Here is a 21,287-nt window from a genome sequence, read left to right as displayed (position 1 = left end):
ATAAAATTAAAAAATATTATATTAATATTAAGTTTTATTTAATGATTATGTATAAAATAATATAATATTTTATCATTTTATACTTTTAATATAAAATTTTAAGGATGTATTATTATATGAACATATTGCAAAATTTTTTTATATTGATTTTAAATCCAATATATACAATAACAAAGAAAATTCCTGAAAAAATAAAAGAAACCTTAATAACAGTTTGTTTTATTTATCTTTTCTTAATGCAAATTTTTATAAATTCTAATTTTTTTATTTGGGATGGAATTAGTTTTACAAGTCAAGCCTTTTTGGGATGCATATTTTTGTTTTTTATAATAATTATGAGCATAAATAAAAAGCTTGAATTATTAAACAATTTTAGAGTATTACCTACATTATGGATGACCTTTGGAGTTATAATCATTATCGTTAGTTTTATTCATCCAGTAGGAGAAGGCTTTAGAGCTCTAGCTTTGACGGTTTTAATTGCATTTCCTTGTCTTTATTTTGTCTGGGGCAATAGAGGGGATTATAATAAATTATTTGAACTCATAACAAAAGCTATTGCTTTTGTTGGAGGTATGTATTTTATTTTCTGTATTTTGACTGTACCATTTGAAACTGCTGTTACACATGCAGGAAGATATGCAGGAACAGCAAATAATCCAAATTTTTTGGGAATGATATGTTCAATTGTATTATGTGCATCTTTATATTTAATTATAAATGAAACAAAATATATTTGGTTATATTATGCTGTTTGTGGACTATCATTAATGTTTTCTGTTTTATCTGTTTCTAGAACTTCAATACTTTCAATATTAATTACAACAATATTTTTTATTATATTTTATTTTAAAGTAAATATAGTAAATAACAAAAAAAAATTGATATTAAATATGATTACAATTATTCTTATATTTATATCTTTTTCAATTTTAGGATTGTCGATAAATAAAAGTATATCTAATTTATCTACGGAATATACAACAAATAAAACTAATGATTCAACAAAAAAGTTGATAAAAAATAAAAATGTAACTAAGACAAATGCTTTTGATAGATTGAAAATAGAGGATAAGGATTTAAATACTATATCTTCAGGAAGATTAACTATATGGAAATATTATCTTAAACATATTAACTTAATAGGTAATAAAGTTATTAAAACTGTATATGTAAAAGATTTAAATCTTAAAGTTTATGGCGCTCATAATACTCCGTTAGATATAGCTTATAGAACAGGGGTTATAAATGGAGTAGTATGGTTAATTATAGAGATTTTTACAGGATTAAAAGCTTTAATATTTGTTTTTGGAAAAAAATATAAAGAACCTTATTACTTATTTATGAGCATGAGCATAATAATTTTTTGTGTTTATTCGATGTTAGAAATTGCAATATTTCCTTTTAAAAGCCAACCTGTGTTATTGTTTTATCTTGCAATATCTCCATTATTTTTTAAAAAAGATATTTGAATTAAATATTTTCACATGAAAAATTGACATAAAAAAACAAGAAATATCTTTCTTGTTTTTTTTATGAAATATATGAAACTAACTGTTATATTTTAGTCTTTTGATTTTATTTACGTAACTTTCTTTTGTTTCCATTACCGCACACCACTTATCTGCCATACAAACTATAAAAGCTTCTTTACTTTTGGGGATTTTTCTAAAAGTCAAAGGCCACATATGGCTTGATATTATGTTGGCTTCCTTTTTATCTAAGTCAAAGTGTTCCAGTGCATTGTCGAGAGCTCTCTTTGGATGTCTGAAACCGTGAAAGCCTTCTCTTGTATCCCTGTCCAAATGCCAGTCATATAAGTAAAAATCATGGAGCATAGCTCCTTTTAACATTGACTCCTCGTTTACTTTTAATTTCATTTTCTTAGATAAACGGTAACTTAAAAGTGCAACGTTCAAACAGTGGCTGAATGTATCCGTACCTCCGTGCTGAGTGAAATCCTGCATTTTCCTCACTTCTTCGTGGGATAATATATGTTCTAATTTTTTATAAAAAATATTTTTTTCTTCTCTGGTCATCCTGTTTTCCATCCTATATAATTTTCTCATTTAGTATGAATAAAATATACTACAAATATATTATGAACTTATTAAGAAAAAATTATAACTAACTTAAATTTTTAATATTTTGTTTAGATTTTCAAAATCAATCTTTTATATAATTTATTATATAATAAGTTTGAAATAAAGGAAATATAAACAAAATATATAAGTGTTATTATTTTATTTGAAAAATCTCTTGACAGAAAAGATAATTTTATATATAATAATAAAGCTTAATGATTATGCGGATGTGGCGGAATTGGCAGACGCGCTAGACTTAGGATCTAGTACTTCGGTGTGGGGGTTCGACTCCCTTCATCCGCACCAATTAGAAAATAACTGAAATTCTTTGATAGAGAGGGTTTCAGTTTTTTTATTGCATTGAAATAACACACTTTATAACACACTTTTAATAATTATTCTTCTTATTCAAGATTTCATTGAAGCGGTCATTAATAAGTTTACTAGCTTCAAGGGTTTCATTTTCTATTGAGTGTCCGTATATGCTCAATGTTTTCATATTAGGACTATGGCCAACAAAGTCTTTTAGCAACGATAAGCTTAAATTATCTTTATTTAGGCTTATAAAAGTATGTCTTAACTCATGCAAGGTATGTCTTGATAATTTGTTATAATTTGCATATATCCTAAAACGTGCCGTAAGCTGTTGAGGTCGTATTCTTTCGTTATATTTATCGGTAAAGATATAAGGACTTTTACATGTTTGTTGTATATTTTGTTCTTCGAGGATTTCAACCGCGATTTGAGGAAGTATAAAAGACCTCTTTGCATTGTCTGTCTTTCCTTGTGTTATTTCTCCAAATTCATTTACAGCCCTATTTACATATAAAATAGTACTGCCGTTTATATCTCTTAAAATATCCGACCATTTAAGCCCCAGTAGTTCGCCTCTTCTAAGTCCGGTAACAACAGCGAAACGGTAAGCATATATAAATATATCTTTTGTTTTTTCTCCGTAGAGGAGGGTATAAGGCGATCTAAAAAGAGTATAAATATCTTTAGGCTGAAGAGTACCTTTTTTATCTTTTCTTCTAGCTTTTGGGTTTACTTCTAAAAATTCGGGATTAAGAGTTGTAATTTTATTCTTCCTTAGAAATTTCATGAAAGGTAGTATTGTTCTTTTTACTTCATCAATATAGCTATAGCCTTTACCTTTCTTATACATAAAATCAAGAACATTCTGTAAGTCCTGTTCCGTAAGGTTGGCAATTTTTTTATTACCTATAAGTTTATTTATGTATAGTTTGAAATGACTTTTAATATTTTCCTGTCTGCTTTTCCCAACTCTTAAGCTTTGATATTCGATAAATTGTATGCTTAGCTTTTCTACTGTTTGATTGTCATTAGTTATACTGCTTTCAAGCCAGTTATCAGCCTTTCTGTTTGCTTCTCTCTGACCATTACGTCCTTTTACTGAACTATAAAAACTTCTTCTAACACCGTCCTTTTGTACGTTTATTTGCCACCTTTGGTACTTTTCCGACCATTTGGCGGTATTAATTCTTTTTCCCATAAAAAATACACTCCTTTGATTGATTTTTAAGAGTGCTTATAATATAATAACTATTGATGAGACAGTGTATTATAAATGCACTCCTTAAGCCTTTTACCTTTGCCGAGGTAGAGGGCTTTTTTTATTCGTTTTTTATTTCTTCTGGTTTTGAAAGTAGAGCTAAATTGATACTCTTATGTTCGTTTAGGTTTATTAACTGTTTTTGTTCATAATATGTCGTACCTAATACATTTTCAAATAATAAGCGTATATCTATAAACTTATTAGTCTTTGGAGAAACAAATAGCACCTTCTTTATTTCATTTTCTGATAAATGAAATGGTGGTAAAGTATTTATTCCATTTATAGTTAATCTAATATTTATAGCATTATTTGCGCCTACATTTTTTATTGTATATATATAAAAATTATTTTTATTCTTTAAACTGAAAAAATCCGATTTGTTTCTAATAGCCATTGATAATGTTTCTGTTACAGGAAAGGTACCAGTATAATCTTTTTGTTCTAAAACCTTTTCTTTATCATATAACCAAACAACATGATCATAATTATTTTGTTCTAATTCTATTTTTTTTATATCAGATTGTAGATACTTTTCATCTTCTTTATTGTATGATAAAATTCTACTATCCATTTTATTAAATACTATTTCTTTAAAAGATGAACTTAAGTAAGGTTTTACACTTAATTTTCTTTCTTCTTTTGCTAATTCTTCTGTAAATTTTCTCTCTTTTTCTATCTGTTTTCTATTTTCAGTTAATGTATAATAAAAAATTACTACAGTAACAATAGTTGATATTACTGATGTTATTATCATTCCATAATAACCTACATAATCCGCCGTGATATCTGAATTTGTAAAGTATATAAATTTAGGTAAAACAAGTAATCCTATTATTGATATAAATAGCCCTATTACTAATATAATTAATACTATTATTAAAAGAATTTTAAATTTATGTTCTTTTATCCAATTTCCCATACAATGCACCTATTTTAATAATATTTCTTTGTTTTAATATACATTAACAGAGTAATATTATTTTATTCCTTATCTATTTTGTTATAAATTCTATCCAAGTCTTCCTTTGTGACTTTGGGCTTAGACTTTTCTTCTGCTTGATTATATTTCTGTGTGCTTTCTGCCGCGATACTATGCCCTCCGTCAGTTCCGGTGTATGCTGCAGTGCTTTCTTTTGCCATTTCTTCTTCTTTCTGTTCTTCAAGTTCCATATCTATAAATTTATTTATTCTTTTTTGTCTATTAGGTGAAAGTTTATTAAATTTGTTTAAAAGGTCTTTATTTTCTGATGATATTGTATTTTTATCATTAACAAGAGTTTTATATTTATTTTTACTTTTAAATATCAACCAAGACGGATTTACACCTAAAGCATTTGCAATACTTTCAATTACTGGTAGTTTCAATCTATTTATAAGTCCGTTTTCATACCTTTGTATAGTTGCTCCTGATATACCAATAATTTCTCCAAGTTCTCTCAAACTCAGTCCTTTTTCTTGTCTAACTTGTTTTATTCTGTTACCAATTTCTAAATTATTCATTTATATTAGTCCTTTTAATTAATTTAAGTATATTGTACTATAATATATTACATAATGCAATATATTATAGTATTTTATTAAAATATTATTACACTATGTATTGATTTATATGTTGCATAGTGTTACAATATATTAAAAAGGAGGTGTTAAGCGTGGTAAATAGTAGAAAAATAAAAGGTAGATTGAAAGAGTTAGGCTTTACACAGGAAGAGCTTGCCAATAAAATGGGTATCACTCAATCTACGTTGAGCCATAAAATAAATAATACAAGGACCTTTAAGTTAGATGAAGCTCTTGTATTAGGCAAAATTTTAGAAATTAAAGAAGACGATTTTAATTTATATTTTTTTTATTCTTAGTGTTGCACAGTGTAATTATATTCGCATTTAAAGTCGGTAACACGACCTTACAAAAATCAAAAGATATATTTATTAAAGGAGCTGAAGCATGAAACCATATTATAAACTGCGGGGGAAACTGACGGAACAGGATAAACAAATTAAAGACTTTGAAAAGTTATTAAACCGAAGCAATTTTTATATAACACAGATCATGACGGGTAAAAAGGGAAAGTATTTTCGTGAAGATGAAATATATAAAATCATTGATTATATAGGCGAAAGTGTAAAGGATATGGGTAAGTATTTTAATGAGGAGCAAAGAAAAGGGATTTAAGGAAGTCAATAATTTTCTATATCAAAGAATTTTAAGCGTTTTTATATACTACCCTAATAATTACTCACGAATGATAAAAAAGAAAGTTACATCTAAACACACCTATTTAAAACAACAAACAAAACAAAGAAAGGAGATGTAAAAATTGATTAAATTAAACAATGGATATTATGTCGATGTTGACAGGTGGAATTATATTTTAAAAAAGGAACAACCGACATGGAAGAATGAAAGCGAGGCGATAGGTTATTACTCTACACTTGAAAATGTGGTAATGGGTTATTATGACTTGCTTACAAAGAAACAAATACAAAAAGAAGAACAGAGCCTTAAAAAGACAGTAGAGGAACTAAAGAACATTAAAGAAGATTTAAAGAAAGCGGTACAAAATATCGATACGGATTTAAGAAAGGATAATTTAAATGGAAAAAACAAATAACAACGCAGTAAAAGAAGCGGATAGAAGCTTTAACGAAGATAAAGAAAATATATTACTTGAGTTAAGCATATTAAAAAATGATTATCTTATGAGTACGGGACTTGAGAGAGAATTTAAGTACCTTTTGGAAGAAGTTTATAAGAAAGGATTTGAAAATGGATTACATAAATAAAAAAAGAGCGGTAAGCCCACCACAGCAAAACCACTCTACAAGATTAAACAAAGGCATTACACCTCTTGAAATGATTATAAATAAATTATTAAAAATAATCAAGGAAAACAGCAGTTTAATATACATGTTTTTGATGTTGCTTTCCTCTTTACGGATTGTAGAGGTAATAAGGCTGATGTGTAAGCTAATATTGATTATTGGGGGTACACTTTAATGAATGATTGGGATAGGGTCATATCCCTAGTAAGTACTAAATTATCCTATATTGATTTTAGCTTAGAACAAATTGAGGAAAAGATGAGTGATATCAAAGAACTTTTAAAGCCTTACGGATATGAAGATAAATTCAGTAAGGAAGATAAAACGGAAGATAAGAGAAGAAGTAACCTAAACTTTATTTTTACCGATGCAAAATAATATATTAAAAAACACAGGAAGCGAGGAGCAATGAAAAAAGATACAGAAGAACTAAAAAAAGCAAGATACGACATCATAAAAGCAAGAGCGATAATAGAAAGAATGAAGATAGACAGTGAGCACACCGAGAGCGAAACTTTAAAGGCATTAAGCCCTTTTATTGATATTATTTATGATCTTACGGGAATGGCCGTTAAAAAACTCACAAACCATATAACCGAGGAAGAGGGCGAGCGGGAGGCATAAGCCATCTTCTCCTGTAGAGGATAAGATATGACAAAAGAAGAAAAGACAAGATATGCGGTAAGCAATATATTTAAAAATCAAGATAAATTATTAAAGGAAAATAACAATTTTATAGCAGTATCGAACTGCAAGGACTTTTTTATACCGTATGAAATAAAATACAATGAAAACCATGTAACAAGGTTTGATAAAATGGTAAGCAACGCCATAGGTTCACTTTGTCAAGATAAGGGGCTTATGATAGGACTTGAACAAAATCAAAGAAGCATTGACTTACTTTTAAGCACGATCGTAAAAGAAGTTTATAATCTCCAGGGGAATAAAAGACCTACACCAACACAAATAAAAACCGTTGAAAACTCTATAATGAAACTTAATCATATTGACTTAAGTATGAAGTTTGAGCCTATAACAAAACAAGACATCAAAAAGCCTATAAATGCAAGTATTAAAAGCAGTCTTATAAAGAGCAGTTTTATAAGACTTAAAGCCGGAGGTCATGAGGTGGACGGCGTAAGGATATATGAATTACCCGCTTTATACCTCTACAGCTATACGTATAAGGCAATAGAAACCGTTGAAAAGAAATATATAACTACCAAACAGCAGACAAATACGGGAAGAGCTTTGATAGATGATGTTTTAAAGTATTCGATTATGGATATAAAACAACAGGAGAAGAAAGGGGAAACCTTTAACAGTTCAAGAGTGTATGACAATATATTTAAAAGTGCGGGGCTTGAAATTAACAACAGGAAAGACAGAAACAAATATATAAAATATATCCTTGACAGGTGCGAAGAATTTAAGCGTAACAACTGGATAAAAGGTTATAAAAATATAAAGAGCGGTAACAAGGACTATAAAGTCATTCTTTATGTCTAACTGTAAAAAGTACTTACGGAATAACAAAAGGTGTAAAAAGTGGTAACGTTAGGTGTAAAAACTGGTAACAGACACTGTAAAAACTGGTAACGCTGGGTGTAAAAAGTGGTAACGGAATTTGACCCCAAAAACAGTCCTCAAAACCGCTGATAATGAGTGTTTTAGTCATTGCTAACAAAAAAGAGTAGAGTATTACAGAGTATAACAGAGTAATACGGAAAGGAGTAAGCCCCTTTTTTACGGGCGGGGCTTACTCCTTATCATATATACTCTATACTTTGTTATATACGCTAAAGTATATACTTTAGTACTTAATATATAGTATGTACTTCAAGGTTATATAAAGAAAATAAATAAAAGAAAGAGGGAAACCACATGAAACATATAAGCCCTAAGAATGATGAGTTTATAACGGTACGTACCGAAGTGTTTAACGATATGGCAAATGAAAATGCAGATTTAAAATCAAATCTATTTTTAATTAATAAAAACATTGAAGAAAAAGACAGAATAATAAAAGAACAAAAACAGCATATAAAAACACTTGAAAAAAAGTTACTTGCATATATGCGAGGATAAAAAGAAAGGGTAAAGCCAAATGTATGAACGACAGCGAAAGAAAATATCATGTAAATAAAATACTTAGTGATACAACTGGATATGTAGAGGATATCACGGAAGAAGACAAGAAAAAGGCAGATAAATACAGAGCGGATATAGAAGAGTATAACCTTAAAAGCGAATACCACAGGGCTAAAGACTTCTACACGGATATAAAGAACAGCATTAATAAGCCCTATATCCCAACAGGTTTTTATAATTTAGATCAAGAGCTTGACGGAGGACTTAAAGAGGGCATTTATTTTATCGGTGCTATATCTTCACTGGGTAAAACTACCTTTTGCTTACAGCTTGCATATCAAATGGCAAGACAAAATCAAGATGTACTATTTATAAGCCTTGAACAGTCAGCAAACGAACTGAGAGCAAAAAGCATAAGCAGAAACACATATATATTAAGCGGGGTAAGTAAACACCTTGCGAAGTCCGCAAATATAATTACCGATTATGAGAAGATAAGTAAATTCAATGAATTTGAAAAGGAATTGTATTTCAATGCTTTAAGTTTATACCGGGAAGAAAGCAGAAACCTTTTTATAATCGAGAGTGTATATAACTACGGTGTAAAAGAACTTGAAGAGGATATAAAAAAGCATATAGACTTCCGTAACAAAAAGCCAGTGGTATTTATTGACTATGTTCAGATACTTTCTCCGATAAATGACCGCTACACGGATAAGCAGAACACCGACAGAACGGTAACAAATTTAAGGAGGCTTGCACGTGATAATCATTTAACCATTTTTGGTATATCTTCCTTTAACCGTGATAATTATAATAATCCCGTAACAATGACAGCATTTAAGGAAAGCGGAGCTATTGAGTATTCAAGCGATGTGTTAATAGGTTTACAGCCTCAAGGCTTACAATTTGCCAAGAACAACACCGAGAAAGAAGAAAACAGAAAGATAATAGAAGAGTGTAAGCTGAGTGATGAAAGATATATAGAACTTGTGATACTGAAGAACAGGAACGGAAGAACAGGGGGAAAAGTATTTTTTAAATTTATACCTAAATATAACTACTTTGAAGAAACGGACAAACACGAGGAAGAGCGAGAAGAAGTAAAACAAGAAACTATATTTACTTAATGTGTAGAGGTTTGGTAATTGGGAAATATTACAAACGAACAGCGAGGGAACAACGGGGAAATATGTAAATATACTTATATATAAATATAAAAATACCGTAGAGGGCGGAGCCGTAAGCGTTAAGCCCTCTGCGGTATTAGTCTATTATGCAGAATATAAAAGTTTATGGGGCATAGGTACTGTCAACACCCTTATCAGAGCTTCAAACATGGTACTGGGAATATTTACCGTGTGACTTAATGATAATATGAAAAACAGCTCAAAAACGAGCGGGTTTAAATTTTCATAATGTTTGCTATGTTTTTTGAGCGTTTTTATTTTCTATACTAACCATTACTTAAAAATGAGTAAAAAGAACGTTACACCGAAGTACACCAACTTAAAACTACAAACAAAGCAAAGAAAGGATATATAAAAAATAGGTGGTAAAAAAGGATATATCAAAATTATATTATAAAGTTATAAGTATATTTAAAGATGATAAACTCATTGATATAAAAGAGGAAACGTTATTAAGTTATAGCCATTATAAAAGCACTTATCAGCGTAAAGACGATAAAGAAATATTTAAAGATTATTTTTCGAATAGGTTAGAGGCTTACGGGTTTGTTCATGATCTAAAGTATGGGATTGAAGATGATTGATTTAAAACCTGAGAAAACCTAATGCAGTTATAAGGATTTAAGGGAAATTACTTTAATTTTCATTACTTTGTAGGTTTTTGAGTGTTTTTGTTACTTATGTTTGTAAAATTACCTGACAATGATAAAAAAGCTTAAAAACCTGTTTCACGGGGGTTAAAAGGCTATAAGAAAAGATATTATATTTGTATATACCTGAGAAAACCTGAAAATTTTACTAATAAAACCTTATAAAACCTGACTTTTTATATTATAAGCACTCTTTATTATTATAATAGGTAAATTTTAACACCATATGAAGTTTTATTCTATTAACTTAAGTTTTCCTTATGGATAAAGGGGTTATCCTATTTCTTATAGTACGTAATGCACCAGTTAATAACACATATAAAGATAACACATTTTTTAACACACTTTGTGTAAATTAGGGGATTTGTCGAACATATGAACATATTTATAAAGTTTCTAAAAGTCTTATAAATAAAGCATTTCAAATGTTAGATATATTTTGTTATTTAGAAAAATAGGTATCATCCGCACCAGTTTAGAATTTAAACCGATTGTATATACAATCGGTTTTTTTGTATTATAATTTGACATCTCACGGTATAAATCATATCATAAAAGAAATAGTATAAAGCAGTATGTTGTAGGATAAATATATAAGAACAAGGAGGATATATTTATGGTTCATATCAAAACACTGCCGATAGTCAACAGTCTGATTATATCTGAAGGTAATAAATGTATAGGGGTTTACAATGAAGATGATGAAAATAAAAATAAATTTTGCGAATATGACATCAATAACAATGATGTTAAATATTTTCCATTAATATCAGATGATGAAAATATTTTTTATCCCAAAAGTGATAAAGGGGTATATTTTATATCACACACTGTTTTTGATGAAGACGGAGATTTTCGGTATGAAGTATTAAAATTATATGATAAGGTTACATTGGATTTAAAATACGAAATACCTATTTCAAAATTGATAAAAGATTGGGAAGAGGATAGTAACATACTTGAATGTGCAGAATTGGACGAAGATAAGATACTTATAATATTTGAAGTGTCTCCACTTGATTTTAGTCTGAAAGATTTATTTTCCAACGATGAGGTCGATACTTATTTATATATAAGTATATATGATGTCAAAGAAGAGAAGTTTGATATGCTAAAAAAAATAGAAGGCGATTTTTATAATATTGATTTTTACCGTCATGAAAATATAATAAAGTTTATTGAGGATAATGATGAAGAAGATGATATTATTTATTCTTATAAATTATCAGATAATTACGAGGAATTAACTTTAGAAAAAGAAGAAATAAAAAAAATAAATATCATAAACAGAGAAGAAGGAAATGATTTTTATTTTGTTGATAAAGACTTTGGATTGGAAATCATTCATAAATATTATAAGAAAAATAGGAAAGCCTGTAATGTTTATAAATCTTTAAAAACAGGTAATGAGTTTTACACTCAGCAAATAAAAATGTTTGATGATACCGATTATGAAATAATAAAAAATATGGATCTGCTTTTAATAAGTGAGAGTAGGGGTAATTCAGGGTATTTACATATTTACGAAAAGGATGATGATTTTGTATTTATACAAACTTTAGGGTGTGAAGGTCTTCTCGATATATGTAATTATGAAGAGTATGGTATCATAACGGCGGAAGATGAAAACGGCACGATGATTTTAAGAGAAAAATAAATGATTTGGTAATAAAAAGAAGTTTATAAAAATATGCTTCTTTTTTATATATTGAATGAGCGATAATTCAATGTATTTGACAATTATAATTTTTTATATTATAATGCAAGTAATTACTTGCATTATTTATTAAAAGATAGGTGAAGATATGGACGAAACGAGTTTAAAGATAATAAACGCTTCAATGAACTTGATAATGGAAAAGGGGTATTCTCTTACGACCACAAAGGAAATAGCGAATAAAGCCGGGGTAAATGAATCTACCATATTCAGAAAATTCAATGGTAAAAAAGATATAGTTTTAAATGCAATGGAGCTCAGGGAGTGGAACCCTGATTTGGCTGAAGATGATTTTAAAGGTTATTCATTTGATTTAAAAAAAGATTTGCTGAGATTTTCTCATACTTACTTGGATAAGGTTACTCCCAAGTTCGTTAAAGTATCTTTAGGGCTTCGATGTCCCGAGCTTTATGAACATACAAAAGAAGGGATAATGCAGATACCTATGGCTTTTAAAAGAGGGCTTTCTGATTATTTCAAAGAAATGTACAAAATAGGTATAGTCGGTAATGACGATTTTGAGGGTTTGGCAGTTATGTTCTTATCCATAAATTTCGGATTTATATTCTTTAAAGCTTCTTTTGGCGACAGTCTTACGCCTTTACCAAAAGAAACTTATATCGAAAATAGCATAGATGTATTTGTAAACGGAATAAAAAAATAAATATGGTATTCATATACCATATATTTTTTAAATATAATGCAAGTAACTACTTGCATATGTTAAAAGGAGGTCAGTATAATGAGTTATTATTTTATAGTTAATATTTATTTAAAGGAAAAGTCTAAACCCGAGGAGTACAAAGACTATATTGATTTGGTAAAGCCTATAGTGGAAAAATACGGGGGAGAGTATCTCGTAAGAACAGATGAAATAACGTATTTGACCGATGATTATACTCCCGACAGAATAATCATCATAAGATTTAAGGATATTCATAGCTTAAATAAATGCTTTGATTCAAAAGAGTATAAGCAAATAGAAAATAAAAGAACAGGCTTTGTAAGAAGTGAAGCCGTAGTCATCGGAGGTAGTGATGAAAATATGTGATAATGTACATCAAATAAGGATAAATTTTAATGTGACAGAGGATATAAAAAGATATGTTTATATTTATATTATAGAAGGAAAAAAATTGTATCTTGTAGACAGCGGCGTTAAGGGAAGCGAAAAAATAATAGAGGATTATTTATTTAGCATAAATAAAAGTATAAAGGATATCAAAGGCATATTTTTAACTCATTCTCACCCCGACCATATAGGAAGTGCCGCAAAGCTGAAAGGATTATCGAAATCAAAAATATATGCTCCTTATGATGAAAAAGAATGGATAGAGGATATAGATAAGCAGTTTAAAGAAAGGCCGATACCAAACTTCTATGGTTTATCAGATAAATCGGTAAAGATAGATAAATACCTAAAAAAGAAAGAAATAATAAAATTGGAAGAGGATATACATTTTAAAGTCGTGGATGCCAGCGGACACTCCCGTGGTTCGCTGTCTTATTTGTGGATAGAAAGAAATATACTTTTTACGGGAGACGCTGTTCCAGTCCCCGGAGATATACCTATATTTACGGATTTTAAAAGAAGTATTGATACACTTGAGAGACTAAAAAGTATCGATGAAATAAACTTCTGTCTCCCCGCATGGGACAGAGTTTATAATAAAAATGAGTATAAAGGTGTTATAGACAGCTCAATAAAACTGTTGAATAACATCAATGATGAAGTACGATGTTTAAAATTAAAAACAAATGATAAGAAAGAAATTTTTGAAAATGTATGTAATAATTTGAATATGAACTCATTTAAAAGTAATCCTTTATTCAAAAAGTCTGTATTATCTTGTTTAGATAAGGAGTAAATAAAAAGGAGTATCAAATACTCCTTTTGTTATTTTCTGATTATAAGCTTTTCTCCCGGATGTATAAGTTCCAAGTGATTTAGTTTTATCAGTTTTCTTGTCGTAGTGTCAAATTTTCTTGCTATATCTCTGAGTGTTTCGCCTTCTTTGACCGTATAACTTAAATATCCGTCTTTAGTACAGTTTGCATCTTCTTTTTCTTTATCCGTTATCAGTAATTCATCTTTAAATCTATCCATATCAGTGTGTCCGTGTATTCCCCGCACGCTTCCTCTGCTCGAATATTGAAATCCCGACCAGGCTTTCCAGTGACCTATGGAATAAGGTCTTTCTACTCCGTAGTCTGCTACCCAAAGAGGGTACTTAGTCAAATCTTCTTCCCATACGCTCTCGCAGTCATATGCATTTGAGTAAAATGCTGGTTTGATTTTCATTAATTTTTCCAAAGTATCCATATACACTCTTGCTATATCGTTTGCTTCTTTTTTGCTTAGTCCCGTTAGCTGTTCAAAATCCATCGCGGGTCTCAGATCCTGCCTCTTATCTTTTATAAGAGAATAAAAGAAATGTGCCTGGTCTTTTGCTTCTCTTGTATCCCTTGCCGTCACATAATGGTAAAAGCCCAACTTCATGCCTTCTCTTCTTGCATCGCGGTAGTTCCTGTCGAACTTGGAGTCTACCAGTGTAGTGCCTTCTCCGGCTCTTATATATACATAGTCTATACCATCGTCTTTTACTTCTCTAAAATTGATATCTTCCTGCCAAACACTTACATCTATACCTTTGTGTTCGCTGGCAGCCGAGACTACCGTAACGGCAGAAATGCACATTATAAATGAGAAACACACTGCTAAAATTTTTGTTAACTTCTCTTTCATTACATTTCCTCCCATTACTAGGATACGTAAAAGGAGAAAATCGGTTACAACATATTAGCTTCAATTTCCCGGGAAATAAAAAAAGGCAGATATCTGCCTAATTGTAAAATGATTTTTTATTAAAATATTTAAATGTATATATAAGTAATATTACTCCTGTTATCAACATCAAAAGCGGTATCTCAGCTATATCGGATAACAGTGGTATTGAGAACAAATGATTTGATATATTAAAGCTTATGTGAAATATGGAAGAAACGAGCAAGCTTCCCGATTTTTCATAAATATATCCCAGTATCAATCCCGCAAAGATTGCATAAGTGCTTTGAATGATGTTCATATGCATTATGCCAAATAAGAATGCTTGAATGAATACTGCTAAAGCAGGCTTTATATACTTTTTTAAATTATTGTAAATGACGCCTCTTATCATAAGTTCTTCGCTTACGGGGGCGACTATTCCTACCGCAATAATATTAAATATTACTCCTCCCGATGAGAGAGAATTTATTATTGTATCGTAGCTATCGGAGTATTTTGTTAAATCAAACATATCTATTATTCCCGAAGAGAACATAAAGAAGCTTATCCCCATTATTATCAGAGAAATTATATAAGGGATTTTACCTTCTTCGCAGTTTAAGCCTATATTTAACTTATTGTTCCTCTTTAGCATAAAAGCAAAGAATAATATATTGATAACAGATGTTATGAGTAGTATCAAAACAATATTTTCGCTTGTGAATTCAGTAAGGCTTTGTGTCGTGACCAAATTTACTTTTCCCTTATTTGTCATATCAATAAGGAAATACAACTGAAATAAAAAGCCCGCAACAAATTGATTGACTGCCCAAAATATCAAAGGATATATGCATAACCATATTTTTTTTATTATATTATCCTGCTTCATTAAATCTCCTAAACAGTCTTATGGTATAGTTTATAATTACCCTTTTCGTCTATCGTCATTATTCCATAGCTTATTTTGCCGAAGCTTCTCATGCTGCTTAAACTTCCGGGGTTAAATAGATGTATATCGCTGATTTTCTCATTCAAAGCTTCGTGAGTATGTCCGAACAATACTATATCAGCTCCTATCTCGTCTGCTTTATAGAATATATTTGTAAAAGAATTCTTTACTCCGTAGTAATGTCCGTGTGTCATGAATATTTTTTTGCCGTGAAGAGTAAATACCAAATCTTCCTTTTCTTTCATGAAATCACAGTTACCTCTTACTCTGAGGACATTCACATTTTCGTAATCAATATCAACTTCGTCCAAATCAAAGTGGTGATCTCCCAAATGTATTATATAAGAATAGTTCTTTTCTTTCTTTATTATTTTTTCCAACGTTTTTATGTCTCCGTGTGTATCGCTTATTATAAGTATCTTATCCATGATATGACCCAGACCTATTTTAACTTTTTATCCAAGATTTCTTTTGCTTTTGTAAAAGCTTTTCTTCTGTGGCTTACCATGTTTTTTTCATCAAAAGTAAGCTCGGCATAAGTCTTATCCAGTTCTTCGATATAGAAAAGAGGGTCGTATCCAAATCCTCCGCTTCCTGTTTCTTCGGTCCCGATAATACCTTTTACCTCGCCTCTTACCGTCTCGGTAGTCCCGTCTTCATAGCATATACCTACTGTACATACGAACTTTGCACTTCTGTCTTGTCTTTCTGTTCCCTCTAATGCTTTGAGAAGTTTTTCGTTGTTTTTTCTATCGCTTTTTTCTTCTCCGGCGTACCTTGCGGAATATATGCCCGGTTCACCGTTTAAATATTCTACCATCAAGCCTGAATCGTCACCGAGTACAAGCTTGCCTGTTTTTTCATGTATCGCTTTTGCCTTGATAAGTGCATTTTCTTCAAATGTTGCCCCGTCTTCCACTATATCGTCAAAAAATCCGGCTTCCGCCATGCTTATTACTTTATAATCCTTTAAAATACTTTTTATTTCATCTAATTTATGTTTGTTTGCAGATGCTATTATTACTTCTTTCATTATTACCTCTAATTATTAAATCCCAATACTTCTTTTTGAATTTCTATGAGTTCTTTTATTCCCTTTTTTGCAAGTATAAGGAGCTTATTTAGCTCTTCTTCTTTTATAGGTCTCTTTTCTCCTGTCATACCTAGTTCTATAAATTCTCCGTACTCGTTCATTACGACGTTCATGTCCGCTATGGCGTTGGAATCTTCTATGTAACATAAGTCTAATAGAGGTTCATTTTCCACTATACCTACGCTTATTGCAGCAAGGAACGAAGTAAGAGGTAATCTTTCTATTTCTCCCTTTTCAACCATTTTTGAAAGAGCATCGTAAAGGGCAACGAATGCTCCTGTGATACTTGCAACTCTCGTACCTCCGTCGGCTTGTATCACGTCGCAGTCTATCATTATCGTCTTTTCGCCTAAGATAGATAAGTCTACAACACTTCTTAAGCTTCTTCCTATTAGCCTTTGAATTTCAGAGCTTCTTCCGTCCAGTTTTAATCTGTTGATGTCTCTTTGTTTCCTCGTTTGAGTGGAAGATGGAAGCATCGAATATTCACATGTTATCCAACCGGTTCCTTCTCCTCTTAAAAACGGAGGAACTCTGTTTTCTATAAATGCAGAGCATATTACTTTCGTATTTCCTGATTCTATCAAAACGCATCCGTCTGGATACATGGTATAATTTCTCGTGATTTTTACTTCTCTTTTTTCATCAAATTTTCTGTTATCTGATCTTACCATATGATTTGCTCCTTCTATTTTCTTTCTTGATTTGAATAATCTTTAATAAGTACAGTTTCCATTATACCATTATTTTCTTCGTTTTGGTCTATTATAAAGCGAACTTTTTCAATAGAATCGGAATTTTCTTTTACTGTCAGTGAAACGCTGTTTTTATACATGTTTAACATTGCCTTATCCATTTTTTCGAATTCTTTGCTTAAATGGATATAAACGCTGTCTCCTTTGATAAGTATTTCCTTGAGTTTTGCATTATCTGCAAATATCAAGCTTGAAAATTTTGTATCCGAACAAAGATTGAAATGTATGTTAAGTGCTTCTTTTAAACTTATATTGCTTTTTCTGTTATATACGCTGTAAGGTATATAGTTATACACATTGTCACATTTCTTCGCCAGATACATGGTTTGTTTTGATTTTGCAAGCTTGGAATATTTTATTTTATTTATATTTTCCCTGTAATAAAGCTTGTTCATTTCAGTCCCGAAAGGAAGCGTATCCGAGGAAGATAAGTCAAACATTACACTGTCTACATCTTTATATTCGGTAAGAGCATATACTATGGATGTTACAAATGCAGTCTCATCACTTTTATCCACGAACTGTGCTGATTTTTCATTTAAACTTACCTTTGCAGTCGTTCCGTCTACCTGGACGCTCTTTATACTCCCCGAAACCACTGCGGGAAGGAGTCCGTTTTTAGAAGCAACTTTACCGTTTTCTTCGTTATCCGCCATTAAGTTAAGAACATTATCGAATGTAGCCTGTTCTTTATTTACTTTTCTGGTTATCGGTACTACATATCCTTCTGCATTTTTAAAGTAGACCGTAATATCTGCCTGTTCCGTTTTGGTTTCTTTTTTTATGTAACTACTCACTGTCTGCTGTACTTTTGCCGTCAGCTGAGGTTCTTTTATCGTTATGTAACTCAACGCTATTATCCCGACCAATAATAATAGTTTTATTAATTTTTTCATATCTCATCCTCTTTTAATAGTTGTATTTATAATTTTTATGAACAAGCCATGTCTAATATGCATAGCTTGTTTAATGCTTTTAAAAAGATTATAGAAATCATCGAAGGAGTATTATGGGAAAATTTATCAATAAAAGAAAATTATTTATACACTCTGTTTTATACTTTTTTGTAAACATATAAATTAATTAGTTAATTTATAATAATGGGACAGCAATATAAAATCTTATTATTTATTATTATTAAAATAAAATAATACATTTGATTTAAAGGATTAACTTTTAGTTATATGATTTTAAATATCCAATTAATAAAACATTGCTTAAATCTTAAATAATATCATGACTTTAAATAGTGTCAACCTATGTACATATTAAGGTTGACATAGCGAAGGTGCAGTTGATATAATTTCCCAAAAATCATTAAGGAGAATATAAATGAAAAATATAAAGACAAAAGATTTGGTCATATGTTCACTGTTTACAGCTTTGGTGGCTGCGGGGGCTTTTATACGAATACCCGTTTTGTATATGGATTATTTTACTTTGCAGTTCTTATTTGTCCTCTTGGCAGGCATACTTCTCGGAAGCAGACTTGGAATGCTGTCGGTTACAATATATGTTTTGCTCGGACTGTTCGGCTTTCCTATTTTTGCTGCAGGGGGAGGTATCAATTATGTTTTAAGACCCAGCTTCGGTTACCTCATAGGATTTGTTTGCGCAGCTTTTGTATGCGGTTTAGTACTTGAAAAATCGGAGAAAAAGACATTTAAATCTTATCTTATTTCCGCTTTTGCGGGATTTATGGTTACATATTTGATAGGGCTTGGTTATAAATATATAATGCTTAATTTCTTCGTGGGCGAACCTGTTTCTTTCTTGATCGTTCTTGCTTCCTGTTTTCCGCTTGATATTCCGGGGGATATACTTCTATGTTTTATATCAGCGGTCTTGGGAAAGAAATTAGTTCCTATAGTTAGGAGGAACAGTTATGCAGTTAAATAAATTAAAAGAAAAAGTATTAGAGGGATATGATATTACTTACGAAGAAGCTTTATCATTGATAGATGTTCCTTTAGGTAAGCTTACAGAATTTGCAGATGAAATCAGAAAGGAAAAATGCGGGAATGAATTTGAACTCTGTACGATAATCAATGCCAAAAGCGGCAGATGTCCCGAAGACTGTAAGTACTGCGCTCAATCAGCGCATTATAAAACCGATATAGATGAATATGATTTTTTAGATGATAATACGATAATAGAAAGTGCATTATCCAATGAAAAGTCGGGAGTAGACAGGTTTTCTATAGTTACATCGGGGAGAAGGTTTAATAAAAAAGATGTGGATAAGCTGTGTGTAACTTATAAAAAGCTAAAAGAACAGTGCAGTATGGAGTTCTGCGGCTCTCTTGGTCTTTTGGATTATGAGGATTTCATAAAACTCAAAGAAGCGGGAATGAGCAGGTATCATAATAATCTTGAGACTTCCCGCAGGTTTTTTCCATATATTTGTACGACTCATACATATGATGAAAAGTTGAATACCATAAAAGATGCGAAGAAAGCCGGATTAGAGATTTGCAGCGGAGGTATCTTCGGTCTCGGAGAGACTATTATAGACAGGATAGATATGGCTTTTACTTTAAAAGAGATAGAGGTAAAAAGTGTTCCTATAAATATTTTAAACCCCATAAAAGGAACTCCTCTTCAAAATAATGAGCCTTTGAGATATGATGAAATCAAAAGAAGCATAGCAATATATCGATTTATCTTGCCGAATGTCCTTCTTAGGCTTGCAGGAGGAAGAGCCCTTTTTGAAGATAAAGGCAAAAAAGCTATAGAAAGCGGTGTAAACAGTGCCATTTCCGGAGATATGCTGACTACTTACGGGATTAAAACAAAAGATGATATAGATATGGTGAAAAGTATCGGTTTTGAAGTAAATGAGGTAAATTATGAGTAAAGGGATATTTATAACCGCTACAGGTACGGATATGGGAAAAACTTATATAAGCGGGCTTATTTTAAAAAAACTCATGGATAAGGGATATAATGCGGGATATTATAAAGCTGCGATAAGCGGTGCGGTAAAAGAAAATGGGAAATTCATTTCTTCCGATGCACATTATGTCAATGAAGTTTCAGGTTTGAATGAGGATATTGATAATATAGTTTCATATATGTACGAAAGCGAAGTGTCACCTCATTTGGCGCAAAAAATAGAGGGAAATAAAATCGATTTAAATAAAATAAAATCGGATTATAACAATATAAAGACTAAGTATGATTATGTTCTTGTAGAGGGGAGTGGCGGTATAGTTTGTCCCATAAGATATGATGATAAATGTAAGATCATGCTTGAAGATATAATAAAAATGTTAGAACTAAATGTTTTGGTAATAACAAAAAGTTCTCTTGGAAGCATAAACGATACCGTACTTACTTGTGAGTATTTAAAACGAAAAAATATAAATGTAGAGGGGATAATAATGAATGGTTATCAAGAAGATAATATACTACACGTTGATAACAAAAATATGATAGAGGAATTAACGGGAATAGATGTTATCATAAAGGTAAAAGGTGACTGTGAAGATATGGATATTTCCTGTGAAAATTTACTGAAATTATTTAAATAATCATTGACAAAAGATTAAAATGAGTATAATATGTTAGGAAACTAACATATTCAGAAG

General features: G+C 30.6%; 29 protein-coding genes and 1 tRNA gene. 20 read left to right on the top strand and 10 right to left on the bottom strand.

Going from position 1 to position 21,287, the window contains the following annotated elements; translation table 11 throughout:
• Positions 1–116: 116 nt before the first annotated feature.
• Positions 117–1,472: an O-antigen ligase family protein gene (locus ANASTE_RS07340; protein WP_007050356.1), complete on the top strand. Its 1,356-nt coding sequence runs from the start codon at positions 117–119 to the stop codon at positions 1,470–1,472.
• Positions 1,473–1,550: 78 nt separating this feature from the next.
• Here the strand turns inward: ANASTE_RS07340 and ANASTE_RS07335 are convergent, their stop codons facing one another.
• Positions 1,551–2,069: an HD domain-containing protein gene (locus ANASTE_RS07335; protein ID WP_242648106.1), complete on the bottom strand. Its 519-nt coding sequence runs from the start codon at positions 2,067–2,069 to the stop codon at positions 1,551–1,553.
• 238 nt (positions 2,070–2,307) lie between these two features.
• Between ANASTE_RS07335 and ANASTE_RS07330 the strand changes: the two genes are divergently transcribed.
• Positions 2,308–2,390: transfer RNA gene (locus ANASTE_RS07330), tRNA-Leu, on the top strand.
• A gap of 82 nt (positions 2,391–2,472) precedes the next feature.
• Here ANASTE_RS07330 and ANASTE_RS07325 read toward each other — a convergent pair.
• From ANASTE_RS07325 to ANASTE_RS11440, 3 genes are all read right to left on the bottom strand, one after another.
• Positions 2,473–3,597, bottom strand: coding sequence for a tyrosine-type recombinase/integrase (locus ANASTE_RS07325; RefSeq protein ID WP_007050354.1), 1,125 nt, complete (start codon positions 3,595–3,597; stop codon positions 2,473–2,475).
• A gap of 121 nt (positions 3,598–3,718) precedes the next feature.
• Positions 3,719–4,579 (bottom strand): hypothetical protein, encoded by an 861-nt coding sequence (locus ANASTE_RS07320; protein WP_007050353.1) that lies wholly within the window; start codon positions 4,577–4,579, stop codon positions 3,719–3,721.
• Positions 4,580–4,641: 62 nt separating this feature from the next.
• The gene (locus ANASTE_RS11440) at positions 4,642–5,160 is read right to left on the bottom strand and encodes a helix-turn-helix domain-containing protein (RefSeq protein WP_007050352.1); all 519 of its coding nucleotides are present in this window, start codon (positions 5,158–5,160) and stop codon (positions 4,642–4,644) included.
• Positions 5,161–5,312: 152 nt separating this feature from the next.
• Between ANASTE_RS11440 and ANASTE_RS07310 the strand changes: the two genes are divergently transcribed.
• The 15 genes from ANASTE_RS07310 to ANASTE_RS07240 all read left to right on the top strand — a co-directional run bounded on the left by ANASTE_RS07310 (position 5,313) and on the right by ANASTE_RS07240 (position 14,001).
• The gene (locus ANASTE_RS07310) at positions 5,313–5,519 is read left to right on the top strand and encodes a helix-turn-helix transcriptional regulator (protein WP_039945325.1); all 207 of its coding nucleotides are present in this window, start codon (positions 5,313–5,315) and stop codon (positions 5,517–5,519) included.
• 88 nt (positions 5,520–5,607) lie between these two features.
• On the top strand, positions 5,608–5,835 hold the full coding sequence (locus tag ANASTE_RS07305) for a hypothetical protein (RefSeq protein WP_007050350.1): 228 nt from the start codon (positions 5,608–5,610) through the stop codon (positions 5,833–5,835).
• A 145-nt stretch (positions 5,836–5,980) separates the two neighbouring features.
• Positions 5,981–6,274, top strand: a complete 294-nt coding sequence (locus ANASTE_RS07300) for a hypothetical protein (RefSeq protein WP_007050349.1) — start codon at positions 5,981–5,983, stop codon at positions 6,272–6,274.
• Entirely contained in the window at positions 6,258–6,446 is a 189-nt protein-coding gene (locus ANASTE_RS07295; protein WP_007050348.1) for a hypothetical protein, read from the top strand. Before ANASTE_RS07300 ends, ANASTE_RS07295 begins: the two co-directional genes overlap by 17 nt.
• Positions 6,430–6,660, top strand: a complete 231-nt coding sequence (locus tag ANASTE_RS07290; protein ID WP_007050347.1) for a hypothetical protein — start codon at positions 6,430–6,432, stop codon at positions 6,658–6,660. The genes ANASTE_RS07295 and ANASTE_RS07290 overlap by 17 nt, the downstream gene beginning before the upstream one ends.
• Positions 6,660–6,863 (top strand): hypothetical protein, encoded by a 204-nt coding sequence (locus tag ANASTE_RS07285; RefSeq protein ID WP_007050346.1) that lies wholly within the window; start codon positions 6,660–6,662, stop codon positions 6,861–6,863. Before ANASTE_RS07290 ends, ANASTE_RS07285 begins: the two co-directional genes overlap by 1 nt.
• A 30-nt stretch (positions 6,864–6,893) precedes the next feature.
• Positions 6,894–7,109, top strand: a complete 216-nt coding sequence (locus ANASTE_RS07280) for a hypothetical protein (protein WP_007050345.1) — start codon at positions 6,894–6,896, stop codon at positions 7,107–7,109.
• 27 nt (positions 7,110–7,136) lie between these two features.
• Positions 7,137–7,994, top strand: coding sequence for a hypothetical protein (locus ANASTE_RS07275; RefSeq protein ID WP_007050344.1), 858 nt, complete (start codon positions 7,137–7,139; stop codon positions 7,992–7,994).
• A 375-nt stretch (positions 7,995–8,369) separates the two neighbouring features.
• Complete coding sequence (locus ANASTE_RS07270) at positions 8,370–8,573, top strand: hypothetical protein (RefSeq protein ID WP_007050343.1); 204 nt, start codon at positions 8,370–8,372, stop codon at positions 8,571–8,573.
• A gap of 23 nt (positions 8,574–8,596) precedes the next feature.
• A complete protein-coding gene (locus tag ANASTE_RS07265) occupies positions 8,597–9,706 on the top strand; it encodes a DnaB-like helicase C-terminal domain-containing protein (protein ID WP_007050342.1) in 1,110 nt (369 codons plus the stop codon).
• 422 nt (positions 9,707–10,128) lie between these two features.
• Entirely contained in the window at positions 10,129–10,350 is a 222-nt protein-coding gene (locus tag ANASTE_RS12105) for a hypothetical protein (RefSeq protein WP_007050341.1), read from the top strand.
• Between the two features lie 682 nt (positions 10,351–11,032).
• Complete coding sequence (locus ANASTE_RS07255) at positions 11,033–12,073, top strand: hypothetical protein (protein WP_007050340.1); 1,041 nt, start codon at positions 11,033–11,035, stop codon at positions 12,071–12,073.
• A gap of 148 nt (positions 12,074–12,221) precedes the next feature.
• Positions 12,222–12,797: a TetR/AcrR family transcriptional regulator gene (locus ANASTE_RS07250; RefSeq protein WP_007050339.1), complete on the top strand. Its 576-nt coding sequence runs from the start codon at positions 12,222–12,224 to the stop codon at positions 12,795–12,797.
• Positions 12,798–12,875: 78 nt separating this feature from the next.
• Positions 12,876–13,184 carry a DUF1330 domain-containing protein gene (locus ANASTE_RS07245; protein WP_007050338.1) on the top strand — a complete coding sequence of 103 codons (309 nt, stop codon included), beginning with the start codon at positions 12,876–12,878 and terminating at the stop codon, positions 13,182–13,184.
• Positions 13,171–14,001, top strand: coding sequence for an MBL fold metallo-hydrolase (locus ANASTE_RS07240; protein WP_007050337.1), 831 nt, complete (start codon positions 13,171–13,173; stop codon positions 13,999–14,001). Before ANASTE_RS07245 ends, ANASTE_RS07240 begins: the two co-directional genes overlap by 14 nt.
• A 29-nt stretch (positions 14,002–14,030) precedes the next feature.
• On the opposite strand, the gene ANASTE_RS07235 is transcribed toward ANASTE_RS07240, so the two are convergent.
• From ANASTE_RS07235 to ANASTE_RS07210, 6 genes are all read right to left on the bottom strand, one after another.
• Positions 14,031–14,879, bottom strand: a complete 849-nt coding sequence (locus tag ANASTE_RS07235) for a GH25 family lysozyme (protein ID WP_052294604.1) — start codon at positions 14,877–14,879, stop codon at positions 14,031–14,033.
• A gap of 97 nt (positions 14,880–14,976) precedes the next feature.
• Positions 14,977–15,789 (bottom strand): CPBP family intramembrane glutamic endopeptidase, encoded by an 813-nt coding sequence (locus ANASTE_RS07230; RefSeq protein WP_007050335.1) that lies wholly within the window; start codon positions 15,787–15,789, stop codon positions 14,977–14,979.
• 8 nt (positions 15,790–15,797) lie between these two features.
• Positions 15,798–16,277 carry a YfcE family phosphodiesterase gene (locus tag ANASTE_RS07225; protein ID WP_007050334.1) on the bottom strand — a complete coding sequence of 160 codons (480 nt, stop codon included), beginning with the start codon at positions 16,275–16,277 and terminating at the stop codon, positions 15,798–15,800.
• A gap of 14 nt (positions 16,278–16,291) precedes the next feature.
• Positions 16,292–16,882 carry an XTP/dITP diphosphatase gene (locus ANASTE_RS07220; protein WP_007050333.1) on the bottom strand — a complete coding sequence of 197 codons (591 nt, stop codon included), beginning with the start codon at positions 16,880–16,882 and terminating at the stop codon, positions 16,292–16,294.
• A gap of 8 nt (positions 16,883–16,890) precedes the next feature.
• Complete coding sequence (gene rph / locus ANASTE_RS07215) at positions 16,891–17,616, bottom strand: ribonuclease PH (protein WP_007050332.1); 726 nt, start codon at positions 17,614–17,616, stop codon at positions 16,891–16,893.
• A gap of 14 nt (positions 17,617–17,630) precedes the next feature.
• On the bottom strand, positions 17,631–18,593 hold the full coding sequence (locus tag ANASTE_RS07210) for a GerMN domain-containing protein (RefSeq protein WP_007050331.1): 963 nt from the start codon (positions 18,591–18,593) through the stop codon (positions 17,631–17,633).
• A 436-nt stretch (positions 18,594–19,029) separates the two neighbouring features.
• Here ANASTE_RS07210 and ANASTE_RS07205 point away from each other — a divergent pair, with 436 nt between their 5' ends.
• From ANASTE_RS07205 to bioD, 3 genes are read left to right on the top strand one after another with little or no spacing between them, the layout of a single operon-like run.
• A complete protein-coding gene (locus ANASTE_RS07205) occupies positions 19,030–19,596 on the top strand; it encodes a biotin transporter BioY (RefSeq protein ID WP_007050330.1) in 567 nt (188 codons plus the stop codon).
• The gene (gene bioB / locus ANASTE_RS07200; protein ID WP_007050329.1) at positions 19,583–20,554 is read left to right on the top strand and encodes a biotin synthase BioB; all 972 of its coding nucleotides are present in this window, start codon (positions 19,583–19,585) and stop codon (positions 20,552–20,554) included. The genes ANASTE_RS07205 and bioB overlap by 14 nt, the downstream gene beginning before the upstream one ends.
• Complete coding sequence (gene bioD / locus ANASTE_RS07195; RefSeq protein WP_007050328.1) at positions 20,547–21,230, top strand: dethiobiotin synthase; 684 nt, start codon at positions 20,547–20,549, stop codon at positions 21,228–21,230. The genes bioB and bioD overlap by 8 nt, the downstream gene beginning before the upstream one ends.
• The last annotated feature ends 57 nt before the right edge of the window (positions 21,231–21,287 follow it).

The sequence above is a fragment of the Anaerofustis stercorihominis DSM 17244 genome (genome assembly GCF_000154825.1).
In the GTDB taxonomy this organism is placed as follows: Bacteria; Bacillota; Clostridia; order Eubacteriales; family Anaerofustaceae; genus Anaerofustis; species Anaerofustis stercorihominis.
Note: the sequence above shows the minus strand (reverse complement) of the source record. Positions and strands in the feature narration are given on the sequence as shown.